Here is a 23,465-nt window from a genome sequence, read left to right on the forward strand (position 1 = left end):
GGTCATGGCCTATTTTCTAAGCCATAGCATCTTGAAGATAGAGCTAAATATAGCATTCGATTGGTGTTTTTAATATAAGCTATGTTTGTGAAAGCTCTAGTGAGAATAGGAAAATAATAGCTGAACATTTTTTGAATGATCTTTCGTTTGTTCGCTGTTTTTCCCCGAAATTTTACATTTACTGTAAAAATAAAACGCCCTCTTCTTGAAGAAACGGGATATGGCTATTTAAACGATGACCGGACAGTGAAATCTTACGGCATCTTTATCAGAGCGCAATAGGTTTAAAAAAATATCTTTGGGATATTCTGTGCCTATTCCTTTAAAATGATGGCGTTCGGGCTATATCACTGGCCTGATTTTGCAAATTTTTGGATGCTTTTTTGTCAGAATTTTTAAATTTTCGAGCGTTATATAAAGACATTTTCTTTTCATTTTTTCTTTTCAGGTTGATTGATGGCTGACCAAAATCGCGCCCCTGTTTCATCGGAAACATATCTTTTTAATAAAATAACCTCTGTGCTAGATCCTATTTCTGGTCAGAATCTTGTCGATTCCAAGCGGCTAATGGCCGCCGAATTAAAGGAATCCGATGCCCGCTTTGTTATTCGGGCCAATGGTTTGACAGCAGAGCAGCGAGCAGAGCTTGAAAAGCAGATTTCTGATGTTTTCGCTGACGACTCTGCTGTTGAAAAGACGCATTTTACTTTTGTGCTGAGTAAGTCAAAACCGAAAATTGTAGCCGTCGCAAGCGGAAAGGGTGGGGTCGGAAAATCAACCTTATCAGCAGCACTGGCTTTGCTATTAAAACAACAGGGAAAGCGGGTTGGTTTAGTTGATGCAGATATCTATGGTCCATCGCAAGGTTTGTTAATGGATATGTGCCGCCAACATGTTTCCGCAGATGGCGAACGATTACGGCCTGTTGTAACCGCAGACGGTATTCCTATGCTTTCCATGGGGCAGATTGCTGACCCCAATCAGGCGATCGCTTGGCGTGGCCCTAAAATTGCAGGTGCCTTCAATCAGTTAATGGGAGCTGATTGGAGTGATTGCGAAATTTTGATTATCGATTTACCCCCTGGAACCGGCGATATCCAGTTATCCATGGTAAGAGAGCATAAACCCGATGGCGTTTTAATTATATCAACGCCTCAGGATATGGCCTTGATTGACGCGAAGCGGGCAGTTGATCTTTTCCGAAAAACCGAGACGCCTATTATCGGCCTGATTGAAAATATGGCCGGATATCAATGTCCTCATTGTGGTGAAATATCAGATCCTTTTGGAGCTGGTGGTGCCGAGTTGGCGGCGGCTGATATGGGGATCGATTTTTGGGGACATATACCGTTAGGCCTGAATATTCGTTTGGCGGCTGATTCTGGCCATTTAGGAAGTTGTTTGAAAGACTCGGAAGAAGGGGCTGCTGCTGCTTTTTCTGCAATTGCTAAAAGACTCGGTCTTTGGCTTGATCAGCAAGGGTAATAAATGCGCGTCTCAAGCATGAATCAAAAAAACGATGCTATTCTTTATAAGAAAATATCGCGTCTGGTTTTTATCATAGATTTTTGTGGTTTTTCTTAAAAAGTCTCTGATAATAGCCACTATTTTGGCAAAAGAGGAGAAATGCCTCTTTTGTCATTTTTGTTTTTTTGCGCTTTATTTTATCGAATTTTTTGAATTTTCGATTTACGGTAATCGGTCAGCGCCACCTTGCATCCCATCCGCCCCCCTGCTAATTAAACTGCGGATCATAACTGGTGAAAATGATTGGAGAAGCTTCGAGTTTCTGTCTTTTATTATCGCCGGTTTTGTATGCCTATGCGGCATATCCAGTGTGGCCCTATGTGCGCCCCGGCTGTTTCGAACCGGGACGGAATACAGGGTTAGGCATCTATAATCTGGGGACGGCAGGCGCATGGAAATATCCGGCAGCATTCAAGCAAGCCTTGGTGGCCGTTATGCCCTGGCACTTTTCGAGGTTGCACAGGAAAAAGGGCAGATCGACACGGTCGCTGCCAGTCTCGGCAAATTCGATGAAGCTTTTGCTGAAGCAAAAGAGCTTCGTCTGCTTGCAAATAATCAAATCTTTTCCCGTAAACATGTTGAAAAAGCTATCACAGCACTCATTCCAGTGCTGGCGATTGATGATTTAACGGCAAAATTTCTGAATCTGTTGGCTGCTAAAGGGCGGCTGGGCGCTTTTCCTGAAATTGCGAGCGCCTATCGTCAATATGTAGCCGACCTTCGTTCTGAAAAGGTGGCCGATGTTATTACGGCTCATCCTTTATCTGACGAACAGAAGTCGACGCTCATTGCTCGACTTAAAGAACAGCTTAAGGCTGATGTGCAAATCAACGCAACGGTTGATCCTTCCCTTCTTGGTGGGATGATTGTGCGTCTGGGTTCACGTCAGATTGACGGATCGATTCGGAGCAAGCTGCATATGCTTGCACAGGCGATGAAAGGGTGAATATGGAAATCCGCGCCGCAGAAATTTCAAAAGTCATCCGTGAACAGATCGAAGGCTTTGGTGCAGATGCCGAAGTCAGCGAAGTTGGTCGGGTGATTTCAGTGGGTGATGGTATCGCCCGCGTATATGGTCTCGATAAAGTCGAGGCCGGCGAAATGGTTACCTTCTCCAGTGGTGTTCAGGGGATGGCCCTCAACCTCGAGGCCGATAATGTCGGCGTCGTGATTTTTGGCTCCGATCTTGAAGTTGGTGAAGGCGATACCGTTCGCAGAACTGGTCAGATCGTGGACGTTCCGGTAGGTCCGGAATTGTTGGGCCGCGTTGTTGATGCCTTGGGTAACCCGATTGACGGTAAAGGCCCGATCGACACGAAGTTACGGCGTCGTTCTGAAGAGATGGCTCCGGGTATCATCCCGCGTAAATCCGTTCATGAAGCCGTGCAGACGGGTATTAAAGCCCTTGACGCATTGGTTCCAGTTGGACGTGGTCAGCGCGAATTGATCATTGGTGACCGTCAGACCGGTAAAACAGCTATTGCTATTGATGCCTTCATTAACCAGAAACAGGTTAACAGTGGCACCGATGACACCAAAAAGCTGTTCTGCATTTATGTTGCTATCGGCCAGAAGCGTTCAACCGTTGCACAGATTGTCCGCCAGCTCGAAGAAATGGGTGCAATGGAGTACTCAATCGTCGTTGCTGCAACGGCTTCTGAACCGGCTCCGCTTCAGTATTTGGTTCCTTATTCTGCCTGTTCCATGGGCGAATATTTCCGCGACAACAAACAGCATGCATTGATCGTTTATGATGATCTTTCCAAGCAGGCTGTTGCTTATCGTCAGATGTCCTTGTTGCTGCGTCGTCCGCCAGGCCGTGAAGCTTATCCTGGTGACGTTTTCTATTTGCATTCTCGTCTTCTGGAACGTGCTGCAAAGATGAGCGACAAGATGGGCGCTGGTTCTTTGACCGCATTGCCGATCATTGAAACGCAGGCTGGTGACGTTTCTGCCTATATTCCGACGAATGTGATTTCGATTACGGATGGTCAGATCTTCCTCGAAACCGACTTGTTCTATCAGGGTATTCGTCCTGCTATTAACGTCGGTCTTTCCGTGAGCCGCGTCGGTTCCGCTGCACAAACCAAGGCTATGAAAAAAGTCTCTGGTTCTATCAAGCTGGAACTTGCTCAGTATCGCGAAATGGCGGCCTTCGCCCAGTTTGGTTCTGATCTTGATGCTTCAACCCAGAAGTTGCTCAATCGTGGTAAGCGTTTGACCGAACTTTTGAAGCAGCCGCAGTTCCATCCAATGCCATTCGAAGAGCAGGTTGTTTCCCTTTTTGCGGGTACCAACGGCTATATCGATGGTATCGAAGTCTCGGATGTCAACCGCTATGAAGAAGCTCTTCTGAGCTATATGCGGTCAAGTCATAATGATTTGTTGGCAACTATCCGTGACAGTGGCGATTTCACTGATGAGACAAAGTCGAAATTGGCGGCAGCGCTTGATAACTTTGCCAAAATTTTCGCCTAATTCTGATGTGTCAATGACAGGAGTGGGGACACTATGCCCAGCCTGAAAAGTTTAAAAACGCGCGTCAGTTCGATTAAGTCGATCAGTAAGATCACTCGGGCTATGCAAATGGTGGCTTCTGCCAAGCTTCGGCGGGCAGAAAGTCGTCTTGCAGCAGCTCGTCCTTATGCAAAGCGAATGGCGCAGGTTATGTCGTTGCTGGCTGCTAGAGCAGCCGGTACGCCTAATGCTTTGCCCCTGTTAAATGGGCGAGGCAAAAACCAGACGCATTTGTTGATTGTCACTTCTTCTGACGCTGGCTTATGCGGTGGTTTTAATGCCAACATTTACCGTCTGGCTCGGGAACGGGCTTTGGCTTTGGAAGCGGCGGGTAAAACCGTTCAATTCTATGTTATTGGTATTAAAAACGCGCCGGTAATTCGTAATAATTTTTCTGGTAAGACTGTTCATGCGACTGCTCGTGAAGAGACGTCGCCAGTTACCTTTGAGAATGCGCAGAAAATCGCTCAGGATATTATCCAGCGTTTTGATGCGGGTGAATTTGATGTAGCCCATCTTTTCTTCTCGCATTATCACTCGGTGCTGTCACAGGAACCGACAGAGACGCAGATCATTCCTGCTGCGCCTGGAAGTGGTAATACGAAAGCTCAGGACGCGGCTAATACAAATGACGCTTCGTCGGGGGCGATTGAATTCGAACCTGATGAAGAAACGATTTTGTCGACCTTGCTGCCTCGCAGTATCGCTGTTGCCATTTATCAAGCTATGCTTGAAAATGCGACATCCGAACAGGGTAGCCGTATGTCGGCCATGGAAAATTCCACCCGTAATGCCGGTGAGATGATTTCTAAACTTTCTATTCAGTATAACCGACTGCGTCAGGCAGTCATTACAACTGAATTGGTTGAAATCATTTCAGGCGCAGAAGCGTTGTAATTAAAGAATTACTGGCAAGGAAAATATTATGGCTACAGCCTCTAATAAAAAGAATGTCGGCCGGATAAGCCAGGTCATTGGTCCGGTCGTTGATGTGCTTTTTGAAGACAAGCTTCCTTCTCTTCTGACGGCGCTTGAAACCACAAACCAGGGCAATAATGTTGTTCTGGAAGTCGCTCAGCATTTGGGTGAAAATGTTGTTCGTACCATTTCTATGGATACGACCGATGGTCTGGTTCGCGGTCAGGAAGTTTTTGATACGGGCAGTGAAATCCGCGTTCCAGTTGGACCGGAAACGCTGGGTCGTATTATGAATGTTGTCGGTCGTCCGGTGGATGAACGCGGACCGATCGGTGCCAAGCAGACCATGCCAATCCATGCTGATGCTCCGGCATTTACGGAACAGAGCACGGATACGGCTATTCTGACGACCGGTATTAAGGTTATCGATCTTCTCGCTCCTTACTCCAAAGGTGGTAAGGTTGGATTGTTCGGTGGTGCCGGTGTTGGTAAGACCGTGTTGATTCAGGAACTGATCAACAACATCGCAAAAGGCCATGGTGGTTTCTCGGTGTTCGCCGGTGTTGGTGAACGCACCCGTGAAGGTAACGATCTTTACCATGAATTCCTTGAAGCCGGTGTTATTGCCAGCGACAAGGATGGTAACGCGATTTCCGAAGGTTCAAAAGTGGCTCTGGTCTATGGCCAGATGAACGAACCGCCTGGAGCCCGTGCTCGTGTTGCTTTGTCCGGTCTGACGATGGCGGAATATTTCCGTGATCAGGAAGGTCAGGATGTGTTGTTCTTCGTGGATAACATTTTCCGCTTCACGCAGGCTGGTGCTGAGGTTTCGGCTCTGTTGGGTCGTATTCCTTCTGCTGTGGGTTATCAGCCAACTTTGGCTACCGACATGGGTCAGTTGCAAGAACGTATTACGTCCACCAAAAAAGGATCTATTACGTCTGTTCAGGCCATCTACGTCCCTGCCGATGATTTGACCGATCCTGCACCTGCCGCCAGTTTTGCCCATTTGGATGCGACCACCGTGTTGAGCCGTGCGATTTCAGAAATGGGTATTTATCCCGCTGTTGATCCGCTTGACTCTTCCAGCCGCAACCTTGAACCCCGCATCGTTGGTGACGACCATTACAACACTGCTCGTGATGTGCAGGAAATTTTGCAGCGTTATAAAAACCTGCAGGATATCATTGCCATTTTGGGTATGGATGAATTGTCCGAAGACGATCGTAAGGTCGTTGGTCGTGCTCGTCGTATTCAACGCTTCCTGTCCCAGCCTTTCCACGTGGCTGAAGTCTTTACCGGTATGCCTGGTAAATTTGTGCAGGTTGAAGATACGGTTCGTTCTTTCCGTGAAATCATTGACGGTAAATATGATGATTTACCTGAAAATGCTTTCTACATGGTCGGCTCTATCGATGAAGCAGTCGCCAAAGCTGAAAAAATGGCTGCAGAAGCAGCTTAATTGCTTTAAAATAAAAACCGCCTCTTTCTGTTAGGGAAGGGGCGGAGATAGTGAGGAAGAATGGCTGAGCTTCATTATGAACTGGTAACGCCTTCACGTCTTGCCCGTTCCGGCGATGCTTTTATGGTCGTTGTTCCCGGAACCGAGGGCGATCTTGGCGTTATGGCGGGTCATATGCCCACCATGACAGCTGTCCGGGATGGCGAAGTGGCTATTTATAGCAGTGAACACCAGATCGAAACAAAGTTTCATATTTCTGGTGGCTTTGCTGAAATCAACGAAAAAGGGCTGATTATCCTTGCAGAAGAAGCCAAGGAAGAAAACTAACACTGTTAGCTGTCTTTCTTTTCAGCCTAATTAAAACAGATTGAGCGACTTTCGATATATTCGATAGTCGCTCTTTTTGTATTTATCACCCTGTCTAATGAGATTAGATTGGAATTTAGTGATTAATATCTTTCGATTTTGTTGATGCGATATTAAAATTTTATAAAAATTATTAGTGAAATCTGCGGCTGATTGTTTGATTATCATTTTAAGAAAATACGCCGCCGACTAGCTACTAGCGCAATAGTAAGTTGCTAAGATTTTCTGTGATTATTCCACTTATAAAGACCGAGAAAATAGGGCTGTTGACACCATGTTTTGGGTATTCTTGGTCGTGGATTGCGATAGAAATGTCGTTCTGTAATGATCTTTTTTCGCTGATAAAACGAGTAATTTTTGGCCTTATTAGACAGCTGACTGAGATAGCTTTCCGAAGATTACTCGATACTTTTGAACCAATGAAAATAGAGATTTTTCAGGAATTGTCATAATAAAATGCTGCATATTTATGGGCTATACGCATCATTTAATCCTGCATTTAAAATTAAATACCATAATTTTTTGAAGAAGAAATTTTCATTTTTGAAAATACGAGCGTTTTTTATCTATGGATGTTGATCAATTAAAATCTCTGCGCATAGCTTTAGAAGAACAAGCCTATCAGCTTGGTTTTGCAACTTTTGGGATTAGCCTTGCCGAAATTGCAGAGGGCGCAAGGACGCGATTTCATCAATGGTTAGCTGATGGCATGCATGGCGACATGTTATGGATGGCAGATCGAGCAGAATTGCGTAGCGATCCTAAAAAGCTGTGGCCTGATGTCCGTTCGGTTATCATGCTGGGAATGAATTATGCCCCCGCTTGTAATCCTTTGGCTCTTGCAGAGAAACCAGAAATTGGTCGGATATCGGTCTATGCACAAGGGCGTGATTATCATGATGTTGTAAAGAAAGCCTTGAAAAATTTAGCGCGTTGGCTGGTTCAGAATAGTGGCTGTGGCGTCAAAGTATTTGTTGATACTGCCCCTGTGATGGAAAAAAATCTTGCGGTTTCCGCTGGTCTTGGATGGCAGGGAAAACATAGCAATGTCATTAATAGGCGTTATGGAAACTGGCTTTTTTTAGGGGCTATTTATACGACGCTACCGTTTGAGGCTGATCAAAAGGCAAAGGGGGGCTGTGGTTCTTGTCAATCCTGCCAAGATATATGTCCGACTGGGGCGATTTCTGTCGCGGGAAGTGTAGACGCCCGAAAATGCATTTCTTATCTAACGATTGAATATAAAGGCATTATTCCAACTGTTTTTCGTCGGGCTATCGGGAACCATATTTATGGTTGCGATGATTGCCTTGGAATATGCCCTTGGAATAAGTTTGCCAAACCCGATGAAGCCCATCCCGCTTTCTGGCCGAGGGCTGAATTGGCGGCACCAGAATTAAAAGACTTGTTAATGTTGGACGATACGTCTTTTCGGCAGGTTTTTTCAGCATCTCCTGTGAAGCGAATTGGGCGTGACCGCTTTATTCGAAATTGTCTGATTGCTGCGGGTAACAGCGGCCAATCGTCTTTATTAAAAGTCGTTATGCCGCTGTTACATGATCCAGCTCTTATCGTACGTGCCGCTGCTATTTGGGCTTTGCGACAGTTAGACCCTGCGCTTTTTAAAGTTATGGCACCTCAAGCTGTTCTTCAGGAATCTGAAAAAGAGGTGCAAGATGAATGGAGGTTAGAGGAGGAGGGTTAAAGAGAATATTGCTGCGCTGCCCGCTATCGAGCCGTTGCGGCCTAAGCCTTTATCCGTCGACGACCATATCGATTTGAATTTTTTGTTGTCGATATTGGTATCTGACCACCAGACGCCGACTTTTACGTGTTTAACGAAGGTGTAGTCTGCGCCAATCTTCCAATCCCAATAACCGCCTGTTGGAGATAAGCTAACAAAATTGGGCCCAAAACCGGCTTCTCCACTGGTATGACCTACATGCCCGTGCAAAGCGGCTGCCGTGCGCGGAATAGCAAAGTCAGTTTCACCATAGGCATAGACATTGCTGTGGTCGCCATGTTTCGAAAGTGAATCTGGATCATAGCGTCCTAAAGCATGTTGGGGTGGCGCCACGTTAAAGCCAAGCTTTCCGGTGAAGGGGCCTACCAAGGCACTGGCGCTGCCGTAAATTTCAAAATAGTTGTTTTTAGTTCCGCCGCCTCCGGCTGGATAGATATAGCCGATTGCCCCACCATCAACCGTAAATGCCCCAACTGTATGACGGTAGCCGCCAAACACATCCAGTTCCATTTTACTGTCGCCCATTTTGCCCCATCCGGCCAAATTGGAACTCCATGCTCCAACATAAAAACCGCTTCTATGGGCTATCGTGACGCTGCCTTGCACCGCAGGATGATTATTGCTGCGTGACAGGCCACGAAAACGGTAGTCAGAGAAGAGGCTGAGATTACCTGATACGGTAAACGGAGAAGAGGGCGGGTCAGTAATACCGGCATTCGCCGGCGAAAAGGCAGAAGCACAAGCTATGATAAAACAAGAAGAGGAAAGCAGATGCCGCATTTAATGTATTTTCCGGATTGAAAGGTCAGAGAGCAAAGGATTGGAGCGAATATAGCGGTAAATGGGAATATGTCCCAAAAAATAATGGCTTTAAATTGCCGCTTACTTAATATTTTCTATGTAAAAATAAGAGGAAATATCAAAAATTCCTATGCCTAGCATAAGCAAGAAGATGATTTGATGTTGTCTTGTTGAATTTTTCAGATTTGTTTTTTGATGTTTTCTCATTTTTAGAGAAAAATAATGAAGGAATGGTTTTGGTATTTCTATAAAAAATTGGCGCAGTAGTTTGCTACCGCGCCAATTGGTCATGAGTTCAGAAAATTAAGCGTTCAAGCTATCTTTAACAGCCTTGGCTGAAGTAAAGGTCAGACGGTTTGAAGCCGGAATTTCAATTTCCTGTAAAGTTGCCGGATTGTGGCCTTTACGAGCGGCACTATGCTTTACCTTGAATTTGCCAAAGCCATTCAGGGCAATTTCTTCTCCAGCGACAGCAGCGTCAACAATGGTAGAAAAAACGGCATCTACAAGCTTCTTGGCGTCCGTTTTGGTGAGGCCTTGGCCGGAAGCAATCCGGTCAACCAGATCGTTGCTGTTCATGTCGTGATCCTATGGCATTAATAAATAGAAAAATTTTTAAGATCCATTTCTGTCAAAAATGAATCCCGGCGGTGGTCGCTAAATTAAGGAAGATCGGAGCCTTGTCTATAATCTTAATTCCGGCATCCTGTCTTTCCTGTTAGCAACTAGACGAGCGGGGACCGCAGCGTCTTAAGCAGGTGACTCTTATATTCCCTGACAAAAATGGCAATATTGCCCAAAGCGCTTATTGCTCGGATGCTGCAAGAAAAAATGAATTTTTGCCGAAAATTTTACAATTCATTCATGTTTTTATCTGAAAGCGTGATTTTTAAGCCATTTTTTCGATCTGTGCGAGAATAGACTGATTCTGTCTCGGGATGGGCAAATGGACAGGAATCTATCCTTGTCTACCTATCTGCCAAAGCGGAGCGTTTGGCTGAAATTAGGAATATTTCTTAATGTTAAACTCTTTTAACTAAGCCCGTAACGATTGCGATTTGTTATTATCTCCCCATATTGCCTTCTAAAAGTAAGTCTTCAAGGGATTGGGCGATGAGTGAAGATAAAATAGGCTGGCATGGCACAACGATTCTTTCCGTCCGGCGGAATGGACGCGTTGTTATTGCCGGTGATGGTCAGGTTTCCATGGGCAACACGGTAATGAAGCCGAATGCCCGAAAAGTACGCCGCTTAGGTGATGGCTCCGTTATCGGTGGCTTTGCGGGCGCCACCGCAGATGCTTTTACATTATTCGAACGGCTGGAATCGAAATTGGAGCGGCATAATGGTCAGCTGCTGCGAGCCGCGGTTGAGTTGGCTAAGGATTGGCGCACGGATAAATATCTCCGTAACCTTGAAGCCTTAATGATTGTTGCTGATGATCAGGTAACGTTGGTTTTGACCGGTAACGGCGACGTGTTAGAGCCTGTTGGTGGCATTGCCGCTATTGGATCAGGGGGGAATTTCGCATTATCCGCCGCCCGCGCGCTTGTTGATTATGAAGAAGATGCAGAAGTCATTGCCCGTAAGGCTTTGGCTGTTGCTGCTGATATCTGTGTCTTTACCAATGATCAGGTTACAATCGAGACCCTTGATAGCCGAGTTTAATTTTCTTGCTGCTGGAAAAAATTTATGACTGAAGCCCTTACGCCTAAAGCCATTGTTGCGGCTTTGGATAATCATATTGTCGGACAAAAAGAAGCCAAACGTGCGGTTGCTGTTGCGATGCGAAACCGTTGGCGGCGGCAGCGTTTGCCTGAGCATCTGAAAGACGAAGTCAATCCAAAGAATATTTTGATGATTGGCCCCACGGGTTGCGGTAAAACCGAGATAAGTCGCCGTTTGGCAAAATTAGCCAATGCGCCGTTTATCAAGGTTGAAGCGACCAAATTTACTGAAGTGGGTTATGTCGGGCGGGATGTCGAACAGATCGGCCGCGATCTGGTTGAAGAAGCCGTTCGCTTGGAGCGTGAAAAACAGCGCGTTTTGGTAAAAGAAAAAGCGGAACAGGCCGCGATGGAGCGCCTTTTAGAAGCCTTGGTTGGCAAAGATGCTAGCGAAGCAACCCGTGAAACTTTCCGCCAGCGCTTTGTTGATGGTCATCTTGATGACCGTGAAGTCGAGCTGGAATTAGAAGAAGCGCCTTCTACGCCGGTTGAAATTCCAGGTATGGGCGGTCAGGTTGGCATGATTAGCCTTGGTGACATGCTCGGCAAAGGCCATCGGACAAAACGTCAGCGCTTACCTGTTCGGCAGGCTTGGCGTCGTTTGATTGATGAGGAAGCTGACCGTCGTCTCGATAAAGATGAAATTGGTCGGGTGGCATTATCCAATGCCGAAGCCAATGGGATCGTCTTTTTGGATGAGGTCGATAAAATCGCCGTGAGCGATGTGCGTGGTGGCTCTGTCTCCCGTGAAGGGGTTCAGCGCGATCTTTTGCCTTTGCTGGAAGGCACAACGGTTGCGACAAAATATGGTTCAATGAAAACGGATCATGTTCTGTTTATTGCTTCTGGCGCTTTTCATGTGGCTAAACCATCTGATCTTTTGCCTGAATTGCAAGGGCGTTTGCCGATCCGTGTTGAATTATCGGCTTTGACGGAAGAGGATTTTATCCGCATTCTTTCGTCCACGCGTGCTTCATTAGTCGAACAGTATCGGGCGCTGATTGGCACCGAGAATGTTGTTCTTCATTTTGAAGAAGATGGTATCCGTCAGTTGGCGCATATTGCTGCTGAAGTGAATAGCGAAGTTGAAAATATTGGCGCTCGTCGCTTGTCCACAGTTATGGAAAAGCTGTTGGAAGAAATAAGCTTTAATGCAGAAGATATGCATGGCGACGAAATCAAGATAGACAAGAAATATGTCGATGAAAGATTGTCCGGCATTGCTAAAAATTCTGATTTGAGCAAATATATTCTTTAGTATATTTTTTGTGAGGGACTCTCTTTTGTTAAAGTGAGTTCCTCTTTTTACGATTTTCGGTCTATTGCTTGTTCTGTCAATTTCGTCAAAATAGCTGTTTTGCTGTTTGTTGCCTGTGGTGTTTTAGACATTTTGGCGACATAATAACGGTCTATTGCCTTTGATCGGCTATAAAAACTAGATAGCCCTTGACTTTTTCCTGCTTTTAGGGGCAGTAAGCCACCTTTACAGGTGATCGGCAGCTATGTCTGGCGCCTGATGCGATTAGGCATTTTTTTCTAGAATTAGGTGCAAAAGGTTTCACTATGGCTAAGCCGACTACAGTTAAGATTCGTCTCGTCAGTTCCGCAGATACCGGATTTTTTTATGTTACCCGTAAAAATCCGAGAAACCAGACGGAAAAAATGAGCCTCCGTAAATATGATCCGGTTGTCCGGAAGCATGTCGATTTCAAAGAAGCCAAAATTAAATAATTCTGCTCGCTTCTTTTTGAATTTTTCCAGATAAACCGGACTTGCCTTATGGCAGCTATTCTGCAGTAAGCTGCTTTTTAGTTTGCAGGGTAGGCCGGTTTTCTGCTTTTTACATAAGCGCTTTGACGGCTTCCAGAAAGCGAATGACCGAAATCGGCTTTGCTATATAGCTGGTTGCCCCCGCTTGACGGATTTTTTGTTCATCCTCAGGAGCGGCATAAGCGGTGACTGCCATAATCGGTATATGGCATAATTCTTCTGTCTTTCGAATTTGACTTATCAGCTCCAATCCGCTGACGTGCGGAAGTTGGATATCCATGATAATGAGATCAGGCATAAAATCATGGGCGCGTTTTATCATGCCTCGTCCATCTCTCACTGGCTCGACTTCAAAATGATGCGCGCGCAACAAATCGCAAAAAAGCTTTAGATTTAATTCGTTATCCTCGACGATCAAAATGCGCGAAGCCATTATCTCTATCCATCCCTTTATAATTACAGCAAATAGTTAGACCGGAAAAACTTATCCTATCTAATTATTTTTATTTATCTGTTCGGTCGTCGAATAAAAGCGGTTTGTTTTTAAATAAACTGTGCTTTCTGGGCTTGACCTTTATGTGTTGTAGGACAAAAATCTGTCTTATGACTATTGATACCAGACTTGCCGAACTTGGCATTCTTCTCCCCGAAGCGGCCGCCCCAGTTGCAGCTTATGCTCCCACGGTTTTGGCCGGTAATTTGCTCCATATTTCTGGACAGCTTCCTTTTCTTGAAGGCCAGTTAATGACAGGCCGTTTAGGTGAAGATCGTGATGAAGCGTACGGATTCCGAGCCGCTGAACGCTGTGCCATTATGCTTATGGCTCAGATGAAAGCTGCGCTTACCAGCCTTGATCGAGTTGAAAAAATTGTAAAGCTGAATGCTTTTGTTAACTCGGCACCTTCTTTTACGCGGCAGGCTCAGGTCGTTAATGGCGCATCTGAACTTTTAGCAAAAGTCTTCGGTGATGCCGGTGTTCATGCACGTAGTGCTGTCGGGGTTGCCGTTCTGCCTTTGAATGCTCCCGTCGAAATTGATGCGGTAGTCGCTGTTCGCTCATAGTAAACGAATTTAAATCAGGCAGGCCGGATGTGTATAATCCCGTCTGCCTTTTTTATATTTGAGTTTGTAAAATTCTAATATGTCTAATTTGAATATGACATTAGAGATAATTTTGATGTAAACCCTGATAACCCTTTGTAAATAATAAATAATATTTTCTATATTATATTCATTATAGTAGTTTTTTTATTATAAAGCATAATGAATTTATTACAATTTGTATAAGTTTACATAAAATATACCTTAAGATTTGCGAGATAAACGCTCGGATATTGAGGATTAATATCCTTTTTTTCTTTGCTTTTTATAAATCTAAAATCTGATGCGGGTATATTTATGACCTCTAGCCTGACGATCACTAAAAAACGTGGTAATCATAAAGCGTTTTCTACTGAAGAAAATCGTATTTCCCTACAACATCCTTCAGTTGTTCAGTTGAATGCTTACCGTTCACAGGTGCATTCTCTTTTAAGACAAGGAAATACGCTTCTTGTTCAGTTGAATGATGGTCGTCAGTATCAGTTTGATAACTTTTTTGTCGATGATGATAAGCATCTTCACAGTGATCTTGTCTTGCGAGACGAGGATCAGAAGGAAGCTTGGTGGCATGCCGAAATGCCGGATGCGTCACATCCTACTTTAGCCGGTTCAGACGTCGGTTATAGTCAGGTCGAAACGATTAAACCGTTACTAATTTATCATGACAGCGGGCTTTTGGTTCCGCTTCTGGCGGGTATATTGGGAGCTGGTGCGGCTGGCGGGGCTGCTGCAGCTTTAACAGGCGGCCATAGCCACAAGGATAATGATGGTACCACCCTCTCTGTACCTTCAGTTGATAGCGTTACGACGGATCCAACAACGGGTGAGGTAATTGTCAAAGGTACCGCAAAACCAGGTCAAGAAGTTAATGTTACTTTCCCAGATGGATCTGTCACAAAGGTAACGGCAGATAGTAAAACGGGTGATTATCAGGCGACTTCTTCTGTGCCCCAAAAAGAGGGGCAAATTGCGGTTACGTCTTCCGATAGCTCTAGCGCAAATGTCAGCAATCCTGTCACGCACGACTATACAGATATACCGCCTTCGGTCGGTATCAGTAGTGATGCAACTCAGACTGTAACGGGTCCTGTTACGTATACCTTCACCCTTTCTGAAGCGTCCAAAGATTTTACCGCTAATAGTGTGACTGTCACAGGTGGGACAAAGGGTGAGCTAGTTCAAGACCCGAGTAACCCTCTAGTTTACCACATGGTAGTGACGCCAGATGCCGGTAAAGGCGGTACTATTTCTGTTGTTGTGCCTGCCGGAACTGTTCACGATTTATCTGGAAATACAACGACTACGGATGCTGTTGCAACACCCGTATCCTATGACACGACACCGGCTGGTAATCCTGTTGCGACGGTGACGAGTGACAGCGATGGTGCAACAGTAACAGGTCCAGTGACCTATACGTTTACGCTGTCGGAGCCCGTGAGTGATCTGACGGCCGACAGTGTCAATGTGAGCGGTGGCTCAAAGGGTGCGTTAGTTCAAGACCCAAGTAATCCTCTGGTCTATCATATGGTGGTGACGCCAGACGCCGGTAAAGGCGGAGCGGTAACGGTGACCTTGCCAGCTGGCAGCCTCCATGATCTGGCGGGTAATCCAACGAGTTCAGATGCGACGGATACGGTGTCTTATGACACGACACCGGCTGGTAATCCTATTGTCACGGTGACGAGTGACAGCGACGGTGCGACAGCGACAGGTCCGGTGACCTATACGTTTACATTGTCGGAAGCTGTGAGTGATCTGACCGCTGATAGCGTGACGGTCAGTGGTGGAACAAAGGGCGAGCTGGTTCAAGACCCGAGTAATCCTCTGGTCTATCATATGGTGGTAACGCCAGATGCCGGTAAAGGCGGAACGGTAACGGCGACCTTGCCAGCTGGCAGCCTCCACGACCTTGCAGGTAATCCGACAAGTTCAGATGCAACGGATACGGTGTCTTATGACACGACACCGGCTGGTAATCCTGTTGCGACGGTGACGAGTGACAGCGATGGTGCAACAGCAACAGGTCCAGTGACCTATACGTTTACGCTGTCGGAGCCCGTGAGTGATCTGACGGCCGACAGTGTCAATGTGAGCGGTGGCTCAAAGGGTGCGTTAGTTCAAGACCCAAGTAATCCTCTGGTCTATCATATGGTGGTGACGCCAGACGCCGGTAAAGGCGGAGCGGTAACGGTGACCTTGCCAGCTGGCAGCCTCCATGATCTGGCGGGTAATCCAACGAGTTCAGATGCGACGGATACGGTGTCTTATGACACGACACCGGCTGGTAATCCTATTGTCACGGTGACGAGTGACAGCGACGGTGCGACAGCGACAGGTCCGGTGACCTATACGTTTACATTGTTGGAAGCTGTGAGTGATCTGACCGCTGATAGCGTGACGGTCAGTGGTGGAACAAAGGGCGAGCTGGTTCAAGACCCGAGTAATCCTCTGGTCTATCATATGGTGGTGACGCCAGATGCCGGTAAAGGCGGAACGGTAACGGCGACATTGCCAGCTGGCAGCCTCCACGACCTTGCAGGTAATCCGACAAGTTCAGATGCAACGGATACGGTGTCTTATGACACGACACCGGCTGGTAATCCTGTTGCGACGGTGACGAGTGACAGCGATGGTGCAACAGCAACAGGTCCCGTAACCTATACGTTTACGTTGTCGGAACCCGTGAGTGATCTGACGGCCGACAGTGTCAATGTGAGCGGTGGGACAAAGGGCGAGCTGGTTCAAGACCCGAGTAATCCTCTAGTCTATCATATGGTGGTGACGCCAGATGCCGGTAAGGGCGGAACGGTAACGGCGACATTACCGGCTGGCAGCCTCCATGATCTGGCAGGTAATCCGACGAGTTCGGATGCGACGGATACGGTGTCTTATGACACAACGCTAGCAGGTAATCCTGTTGTCGCGGTGACGAGTGACAGCGACGGTTCGACAGCGACAGGTCCCGTAACCTATACGTTTACGCTGTCGGAACCCGTGAGTGATCTGACGGCGGATAGTGTTAATGTGAGCGGTGGGACAAAGGGCGAGCTGGTTCAAGACCCGAGTAATCCTCTGGTCTATCATATGGTGGTAACACCAGACGCCGGTAAAGGCGGAACGGTAACGGCGACATTGCCAGCTGGCAGCCTCCACGACCTTGCAGGTAATCCGACAAGTTCAGATGCAACGGATACGGTGTCTTATGACACGACACCGGCTGGTAATCCTGTTGCGACGGTGACGAGTGACAGCGACGGTGCCACAGCAACAGGTCCCGTGACCTATACGTTTACATTGTCGGAACCCGTAAGTGATCTGACGGCTGACCGTGTCAATGTCAGCGGTGGAACAAAGGGCGAGCTGGTTCAAGACCCGAGTAATCCTCTGGTCTATCATATGGTGGTGACGCCAGACGCCGGTAAAGGCGGAACGGTAACGGCGACATTGCCAGCTGGCAGCCTCCATGATCTGGCCGGTAATCCGACGAGTTCGGATGCGACGGATACGGTGTCTTATGACACGACGCCAGCTGGTAATCCTGTTGCGACGGTGACGAGTGACAGCGACGGTGCGACAGCGACAGGTCCGGTAACCTATACGTTTACGCTGTCGGAACCCGTGAGTGATCTGACGGCTGACAGTGTCAATGTCAGCGGTGGAACAAAGGGCGAGCTGGTTCAAGACCCGAGCAATCCTCTGGTCTATCATATGGTGGTGACGCCAGAGCCCGGTAAGGGCGGGACGGTAACGGCGACATTGCCAGCTGGCAGCCTCCATGATCTGGCGGGTAATCCAACGAGTTCAGATGCGACGGATACGGTGTCTTATGACACGACGCCTGCTGGTAATCCGAGTGTTACAATTTCTAGCACCCACGATAATACGACCGCCACGAATGATGCCGTTACTTTTGGTTTCACTTTATCCGAGCCTGTAAGCGATTTTAGTGCCGACAGTATCAACGTTACCGGTGGAACTAAGGGATCGCTGATTAGCTTTCCTGACAATCCTCTTTTCTATGCAATTGAAGTTACACCTGACGCCAATAGCTCTGGCACAATAACGGCGACATTGCCGGCTGGCAGTTTGCATGATTTGGCAGGCAATCCCACGCTCAGCGATACAACTGACAGTGTGCTTTATGACACGATACCGCCAGCACTGACGATTACAAGCGATAGTGATGGTGCGACAGCGACAGGTCCAGTGACCTATACGTTCACATTGTCGGAACCTGTGAGTGATCTCACGGCTGACAGTGTGACGGTCAGTGGAGGGACAAAGGGCACGTTAGTTCAGGATTCGAGTAATCCTCTAGTCTATCACATGGTGGTAACGCCCGATGGTTCGGGTAGCACGATTACGGCGACATTGCCGGCTGGCAGCCTCCATGATCTGGCGGGTAATCCAACGAGTTCAGATGCGTCAGACAGTGTTGCCTATAGTGCAATTCCAGACGTCGCCCCAACGGTTGATGTAACGAGTGATAGCGATGGGAAAACGGCTATAGGCCCTGTCACTTATACGTTTACGTTATCGAAACCGGTAAGTGATTTTACAGCTGATAGTGTGACGGTTAGTGGTGGTTCAAAAGGCGCCTTAACGCAAGATAGCAGTAATCCTTTAGTCTATCATATGGTGGTAACGCCGGATGCCGGACAAAACGGAACAGTAACGGCAACAATACCGGCCGGTAGTCTCCATGATTTGTCGGGATCAGCAACAAGCAGTGCGGCGACGGATAGCGTTCCTTTTGATACAATGCCGCCTACGATTACTGTTACGAGTCCTAATGGTAACGATACCACCACCGAGGGTGATGTTACTTATGTATTTACCCTGTCAGAACCCCTTAAGAATTTTTCCGCAGATAGTATTAACGTTTATGGCGGAACAAAGGGGAGCTTCGTACAGGATAGCAGTAATCCGCTAAGCTATACCTTAACGGTTACGCCAGATAAAAATTCAGGTGGCACCCTGATCGCAGATATCCCTGTTGGTTCTGTGCAGGATCTTAATGGAAACCCGACGGTTGTTGATAGCCGATGTTCTGTCAATTTTTTTATGCTGAGTGACTCTCCCGTACGCATCATTAGTGATCAGGATGGATTAACCGCTACCAGCGATATTACTTATTCTGTGGCATTTACAGATCAAAGCCAAACGCTTTCTGCCAACGACCTTACCGTCCAAAATGGAGACCTGAAAAGCCTCACCTTTATTGATAATAGCAGTAATCCATATTTAAGTTCTTATTATCAAGTGGTCGTGTCTCCGACAAAGGATGATACAGGTATCAACAGCCTCACAGTTAATGAAAATGTGATCAATGGTGTGGGAGCAGTTACGGGTATTGTTCTTTTTGATACCCGTCAGTTAAACTTACAGGATTATACGGATACCGGATCATCGGCGACCGACTATATCAGTCAAGATAATAGCTTTAGCCTTAGTCTCGATAAGGCTGCGAACGGGGTAACCCCGAGCTATCAAGTGTCTACTGATAATGGCGATACATGGACTGATACGAGCGCGGTTCAAAATAATATTCCTGATGGGCATTATCTCTATCGGGCTGTGACGGGATATCATGTTTACAGTAATGTGATTGATTTAACAGTTGATACGACAAAGCCTGATTTAATCAGTATTAACCCGACAAATGGACAAACGGTTTCAGGTGTTGCTGAAGCGGGTGCGACCGTCAATGTATTGAGTAATGACGGTCAAACTGTTTTGGGAACGACTGTTGCTGATAGTAGTAACCATTGGTCGATTAGCGGTCTTAACATCGCTGATAATACGCCGATCAAAGCAACGGCGACCGATGTGGCCGGAAATGTTAGCAGCACGGTTACTGCCCGTGTTGATGCAACGCCGCCAGCGGTAACGATCAATAGTAGCGATGGCGCGACGATCACGGGCACCAGTGAAGCGGGTACTGTCGTAAAGGTTGATACCAATGGGGATGGGGTTGCTGATTACACCCAGACGGTCGGAGCCGATGGGCATTGGTCAATCAAACCTGATACGGCCTTGGCCAATGGATCAACTGTCAGTGTTACCAGTACTGATCCGGTCGGGAATGTTTCCAATGCGGCAACGACGGTTGTGGATAATGTCGCGCCGGTAGTGACGCTTACAACAGCCGATAATCAGACTGTGACTGGCACGGTCGATGATCCAACAGTTACCTCGGTTACGATTTTTGATAGTACCGGAAATGCTGTCGGGACGGCGGCTGTTACTAATGGAAATTATAGCCTGACTTTGCCAGAGGCGGTTGCCTCGGAAACGAAATTGACGGCTTCGGCGACAGATTCCGCAGGGAATGTGGGTAGCAGTGCGGTGTTGGATATCGTTCCCGAGATTGCGGCTACGTCATTGGCTCTACATCAGGCTTCTATTACGGCTATTACGACCGACACGATACCGACAAGTGCGGTATCGACGAACCAGAATAATGATTTTGTTACCCGCGATGATACATTGGTCGTATCCGGTAATTCCAATCTTGAGGGCGCATCAGATTCGGCGGCTGAGATGCCGGCGTTAATGATGTCTCTGGCGGTATCTGACGATACCAGCTCGAGTTCCGGCGATGTGTTACAGATTTCATCTGATGGTCAGAATTGGACGACGTTAACACCGAATAGTAACGGTGCATGGTCATGGGATGAGGGTAAAACGCATGATAGCAACTTTACCTATTCCCTGCGGACACTTGATAGTGCGGGCAATGTTCTTTCCACCGCGTCCAAATATGTAACCGTTGATCTGGTCGCACCGCCTATTTTAACCATGCCTGCTTGGAGTGATGCCGGTATTACCGTCACAAAAGACGGCAATACGACGGTGGCTTTGATTGATGATACCAATCATGACGGTGTGTATGAGCAGGGCATCGATAAAGTTTTGGCAACGGATAGTAATAACGGCACTACTGCCCATTTATCGGCTACTCTGACAGCTGGTCAGCATTATAATCTTGGCCTCGTGCAATATAATGCTGCCGGAAATTATTCGCGACTGTCCCAAACGGTTTCCTATACGGAACCCACAACATCGGCTTTGAACACGGCTTTCCAAGCCGTCGTTGCACCGCCACAAGAAGCGCGTGATACCGCCGGTATGGCAACGGCGTTTGACAGTTCAGGAAATCTGATTGTCTTGCAACGTTCCACCCTTGTGACCCAGACGGGTTCCACCAATTATGCTTTGGCGGACACGACGCAGCTACCGTATCTGGTGCGCTATACTGGACAGAGTTCTGCTGATCGTAGCACGATCAATTCATCGACCATTGCCGATTACAATCGTGATGGGTTCGCGGATGTTTTAGCTTCTGATTATATTGATGCTGCGACAACGGGGGTTGCGGTTTGGACTGGATCACAATCTGGATATAGTTTGACCCGATCAACCAGCAGTAACAATTCGGCTGGTGGGGTTATGGCCTATGATAAAGATGGGGACGGTTATACCGATTTTGTCGTTGGGAATTGGGGCCCGACCGATGGCAGTACCAATGGTAGCTTTATTAAAAATACCAATGGTGTTTTATCGCAAGATGGCGCGAATGGTTTGGCGGGGCTGACGAATTTCAAATTTGAACGGGAGGTATCCGGCGTTGATTTGAATGGGGATGGCAATGTCGATATTGCCGCCCATACTATTTCCAATAGCGATTCAACCAATCAATATGCCTTGGCGCTGATCCAAAATGAGAGCGGCACGTTAGCTTTGACGCAGAGTCTTGATAACGTCTTCAATAGTCGCGGCACGCCAACGGGAACAAGCGGACAATCAGCGTTACCGAGCGTTTGGGGCGCACAATCTTTGGTTTGGGCGGATTTTGCCAATAATGGTCAAATGGATCTGTATTTGAGCCAAGGTGGTAATACCCCGACCGGTAGTAGTGACGACGATAGCCGCATCTATATGAACAATGACGGGGTGTTAAGCAGCACGCCGACGATTATTGCCGATGATAATCTGCATGGGGCGGCGGCGACGGCCATTGACTGGAACCATGATGGTAAAATGGATGTTGTCGAAATCCGTTCAACGATCAATCAGGATTATAATAATATCCCGATTGTTTTGTTAACCAATAACGGTGTCGATGGCAGTGGCACCCTTAACCCCTTTACCGCGACGACGTTGAATACTGTCCTGAAAGCCAATATCACTGGTATTTCCGCCGTCGATGTGAATTGGGATGGCGCGGTTGATTTGCTTTATTCCACCACATCGGGCAGCGATACCCAAGCGGATGGTATAGGGCAGCCGACCCAAGCCAATATCTATTCCGTCATGAACACCAATGCGGTGGCCGATGGCACCAGCTTGCATTTGAAGATTTTGGATCAGAACGGCATAAACAGTTATTTCGGCAATACGGTTCAGCTTTTCGATTCAAGCGGGAAATTGGTTTCAACCCAAATTATTAATCCGCAAGAAGGTATGTGGGACAATGATTCCACCGCCATTGTGAATTTTTATAATTTGGATCCCAACGAGCATTATTCAGCCGCTCTTGTACGGGCAAGCGGTGGTCATTCCGATGATATTGGTGGCCAATCAAGCTATGGTGATAATTCGGAAGTTGCAGCCATGGCGCTTTTCGTGTCTGACAGCCAGAGCAGCAGTGATAGCAGTAGTAGCACAGGTATTTCGCCTGCGTTGACTTCGGTTGAAAATGTGGAAAAAAGCTGGAGTGATCTGACCCCCGGTGCTGCCAATCATGCCTATGTTTTGGCAGGGGAAACGACCGAAACCCATACGAACGGCGGCACCTTTACCGGCACAGGCTATGATGACACCTTCTTTGCGGGCTCCGGTAATAACACCTATATTGGCGGTGGCGGCTGGGGTTATGACAGCAGTGGGGCTTATGTCTGGATGTCATCCGGTGGCCATAACGTTGTCGATTATAGCAGTGAACTTAGTTCAATTACCGTCAATATGGGGAATGCCTCTGGTATCGGTAATGTGGCTATTTCGACGTCGAGCGATCATGACACTTTGCAGGGTATCCAAGGGATTATCGGCACCGCCTATGATGATACGTTTACCAGTGATGGTAAGGGTGATTATTTCGAAGGTGGCGGCGGTAACGATATCTTTAATTTGGGTAAAGGTGGTCACGACACCCTGATGTATAAATTGCTGGATGGCAGCGATAATACCGGGGGTAATGGCAGCGATACGGTGAATGATTTCCATTTGGGGAATACCGTCAACGACCCGAATGCCGATATTATCAATATCAAGGATTTGCTGGCCGATTACCAAGGCACGGCGAACATCTATTACGACGTAACCGAAAATAAATTTGTGTTGGATAAGGCCTCTAGCGGGTTGGATCAGTTTGTCAGCACCAGTGTCCATAATGGCAATACCACTGTTTCTGTCGATCGTGATGGAGCGAATGGCACCCATCAAATGACCGCCTTGGTTACCCTTGATAATACCCAGACCGATTTAGCGACGCTGATCGGTAACCATCAGATGATTATCGCCTGATAAA

Annotated in this window: 15 protein-coding genes; 12 read left to right on the plus strand and 3 right to left on the minus strand. The window is 47.1% G+C overall.

Annotation, left to right across the window (positions count from 1 at the left end; genetic code table 11):
* Positions 1-456: 456 nt before the first annotated feature.
* From FBY58_RS01525 to queG, 7 genes are all read left to right on the plus strand, one after another.
* Entirely contained in the window at positions 457-1,485 is a 1,029-nt protein-coding gene (locus FBY58_RS01525; RefSeq protein ID WP_141919170.1) for a P-loop NTPase, read from the plus strand.
* A gap of 433 nt (positions 1,486-1,918) precedes the next feature.
* Positions 1,919-2,473 (plus strand): F0F1 ATP synthase subunit delta, encoded by a 555-nt coding sequence (locus tag FBY58_RS01530; protein WP_141919171.1) that lies wholly within the window; start codon positions 1,919-1,921, stop codon positions 2,471-2,473.
* Positions 2,474-2,475: 2 nt separating this feature from the next.
* A complete protein-coding gene (gene atpA / locus FBY58_RS01535; RefSeq protein WP_141919172.1) occupies positions 2,476-4,005 on the plus strand; it encodes a F0F1 ATP synthase subunit alpha in 1,530 nt (509 codons plus the stop codon).
* 33 nt (positions 4,006-4,038) lie between these two features.
* Positions 4,039-4,941: a F0F1 ATP synthase subunit gamma gene (locus tag FBY58_RS01540; RefSeq protein WP_141919173.1), complete on the plus strand. Its 903-nt coding sequence runs from the start codon at positions 4,039-4,041 to the stop codon at positions 4,939-4,941.
* Between the two features lie 28 nt (positions 4,942-4,969).
* Positions 4,970-6,424 (plus strand): F0F1 ATP synthase subunit beta, encoded by a 1,455-nt coding sequence (atpD, locus tag FBY58_RS01545; RefSeq protein ID WP_141919174.1) that lies wholly within the window; start codon positions 4,970-4,972, stop codon positions 6,422-6,424.
* 60 nt (positions 6,425-6,484) lie between these two features.
* Positions 6,485-6,751, plus strand: coding sequence for an ATP synthase F1 subunit epsilon (locus tag FBY58_RS01550; protein WP_141919175.1), 267 nt, complete (start codon positions 6,485-6,487; stop codon positions 6,749-6,751).
* 607 nt (positions 6,752-7,358) lie between these two features.
* Positions 7,359-8,495, plus strand: coding sequence for a tRNA epoxyqueuosine(34) reductase QueG (gene queG, locus FBY58_RS01555; protein ID WP_141919176.1), 1,137 nt, complete (start codon positions 7,359-7,361; stop codon positions 8,493-8,495).
* On the opposite strand, the gene FBY58_RS01560 is transcribed toward queG, so the two are convergent.
* Positions 8,478-9,314, minus strand: coding sequence for a TorF family putative porin (locus FBY58_RS01560; protein WP_141919177.1), 837 nt, complete (start codon positions 9,312-9,314; stop codon positions 8,478-8,480). The two genes, queG and FBY58_RS01560, sit on opposite strands and share 18 nt — an antisense overlap.
* A gap of 324 nt (positions 9,315-9,638) precedes the next feature.
* The gene (locus FBY58_RS01565; RefSeq protein WP_141919178.1) at positions 9,639-9,914 is read right to left on the minus strand and encodes an HU family DNA-binding protein; all 276 of its coding nucleotides are present in this window, start codon (positions 9,912-9,914) and stop codon (positions 9,639-9,641) included.
* Positions 9,915-10,448: 534 nt separating this feature from the next.
* Here FBY58_RS01565 and hslV point away from each other — a divergent pair.
* From hslV to rpmG, 3 genes are all read left to right on the plus strand, one after another.
* Entirely contained in the window at positions 10,449-11,003 is a 555-nt protein-coding gene (hslV, locus tag FBY58_RS01570; RefSeq protein WP_141919179.1) for an ATP-dependent protease subunit HslV, read from the plus strand.
* Positions 11,004-11,027: 24 nt separating this feature from the next.
* Positions 11,028-12,320: an ATP-dependent protease ATPase subunit HslU gene (gene hslU / locus FBY58_RS01575; RefSeq protein ID WP_141919180.1), complete on the plus strand. Its 1,293-nt coding sequence runs from the start codon at positions 11,028-11,030 to the stop codon at positions 12,318-12,320.
* A gap of 305 nt (positions 12,321-12,625) precedes the next feature.
* On the plus strand, positions 12,626-12,793 hold the full coding sequence (rpmG, locus tag FBY58_RS01580) for a 50S ribosomal protein L33 (RefSeq protein WP_141919181.1): 168 nt from the start codon (positions 12,626-12,628) through the stop codon (positions 12,791-12,793).
* Between the two features lie 109 nt (positions 12,794-12,902).
* Here the strand turns inward: rpmG and FBY58_RS01585 are convergent, their stop codons facing one another.
* Positions 12,903-13,265 (minus strand): response regulator, encoded by a 363-nt coding sequence (locus FBY58_RS01585; RefSeq protein WP_141919182.1) that lies wholly within the window; start codon positions 13,263-13,265, stop codon positions 12,903-12,905.
* A gap of 170 nt (positions 13,266-13,435) precedes the next feature.
* Here FBY58_RS01585 and FBY58_RS01590 point away from each other — a divergent pair, with 170 nt between their 5' ends.
* Together FBY58_RS01590 and FBY58_RS01595 are read left to right on the plus strand one after the other, a co-directional pair.
* Positions 13,436-13,894, plus strand: coding sequence for a RidA family protein (locus tag FBY58_RS01590; protein WP_141919183.1), 459 nt, complete (start codon positions 13,436-13,438; stop codon positions 13,892-13,894).
* Between the two features lie 336 nt (positions 13,895-14,230).
* Entirely contained in the window at positions 14,231-23,461 is a 9,231-nt protein-coding gene (locus FBY58_RS01595; RefSeq protein ID WP_141919184.1) for an Ig-like domain-containing protein, read from the plus strand.
* Positions 23,462-23,465 lie beyond the last annotated feature (4 nt).

Origin of the sequence: Zymomonas mobilis (assembly GCF_006715975.1) — a bacterium.
GTDB classification, from domain to species: domain Bacteria; phylum Pseudomonadota; class Alphaproteobacteria; order Sphingomonadales; family Sphingomonadaceae; genus Zymomonas; species Zymomonas mobilis_B.

Excerpts from the sequence above, each read along its gene's own strand:
- FBY58_RS01550 (WP_141919175.1), top strand. The coding sequence starts at position 6,485 with ATGGCTGAGCTTCATTATGAACTGGTAACGCCTTCACGTCTTGCCCGT.
- FBY58_RS01585 (WP_141919182.1), bottom strand. The coding sequence starts at position 13,265 with ATGGCTTCGCGCATTTTGATCGTCGAGGATAACGAATTAAATCTAAAG.
- hslU (WP_141919180.1), top strand. The coding sequence starts at position 11,028 with ATGACTGAAGCCCTTACGCCTAAAGCCATTGTTGCGGCTTTGGATAAT.
- FBY58_RS01595 (WP_141919184.1), top strand. The coding sequence starts at position 14,231 with ATGACCTCTAGCCTGACGATCACTAAAAAACGTGGTAATCATAAAGCG.
- FBY58_RS01560 (WP_141919177.1), bottom strand. The coding sequence starts at position 9,314 with ATGCGGCATCTGCTTTCCTCTTCTTGTTTTATCATAGCTTGTGCTTCT.
- FBY58_RS01530 (WP_141919171.1), top strand. The coding sequence starts at position 1,919 with ATGGAAATATCCGGCAGCATTCAAGCAAGCCTTGGTGGCCGTTATGCC.
- FBY58_RS01565 (WP_141919178.1), bottom strand. The coding sequence starts at position 9,914 with ATGAACAGCAACGATCTGGTTGACCGGATTGCTTCCGGCCAAGGCCTC.
- FBY58_RS01540 (WP_141919173.1), top strand. The coding sequence starts at position 4,039 with ATGCCCAGCCTGAAAAGTTTAAAAACGCGCGTCAGTTCGATTAAGTCG.
- FBY58_RS01525 (WP_141919170.1), top strand. The coding sequence starts at position 457 with ATGGCTGACCAAAATCGCGCCCCTGTTTCATCGGAAACATATCTTTTT.
- queG (WP_141919176.1), top strand. The coding sequence starts at position 7,359 with ATGGATGTTGATCAATTAAAATCTCTGCGCATAGCTTTAGAAGAACAA.
- atpD (WP_141919174.1), top strand. The coding sequence starts at position 4,970 with ATGGCTACAGCCTCTAATAAAAAGAATGTCGGCCGGATAAGCCAGGTC.
- rpmG (WP_141919181.1), top strand. The coding sequence starts at position 12,626 with ATGGCTAAGCCGACTACAGTTAAGATTCGTCTCGTCAGTTCCGCAGAT.
- hslV (WP_141919179.1), top strand. The coding sequence starts at position 10,449 with ATGAGTGAAGATAAAATAGGCTGGCATGGCACAACGATTCTTTCCGTC.
- atpA (WP_141919172.1), top strand. The coding sequence starts at position 2,476 with ATGGAAATCCGCGCCGCAGAAATTTCAAAAGTCATCCGTGAACAGATC.
- FBY58_RS01590 (WP_141919183.1), top strand. The coding sequence starts at position 13,436 with ATGACTATTGATACCAGACTTGCCGAACTTGGCATTCTTCTCCCCGAA.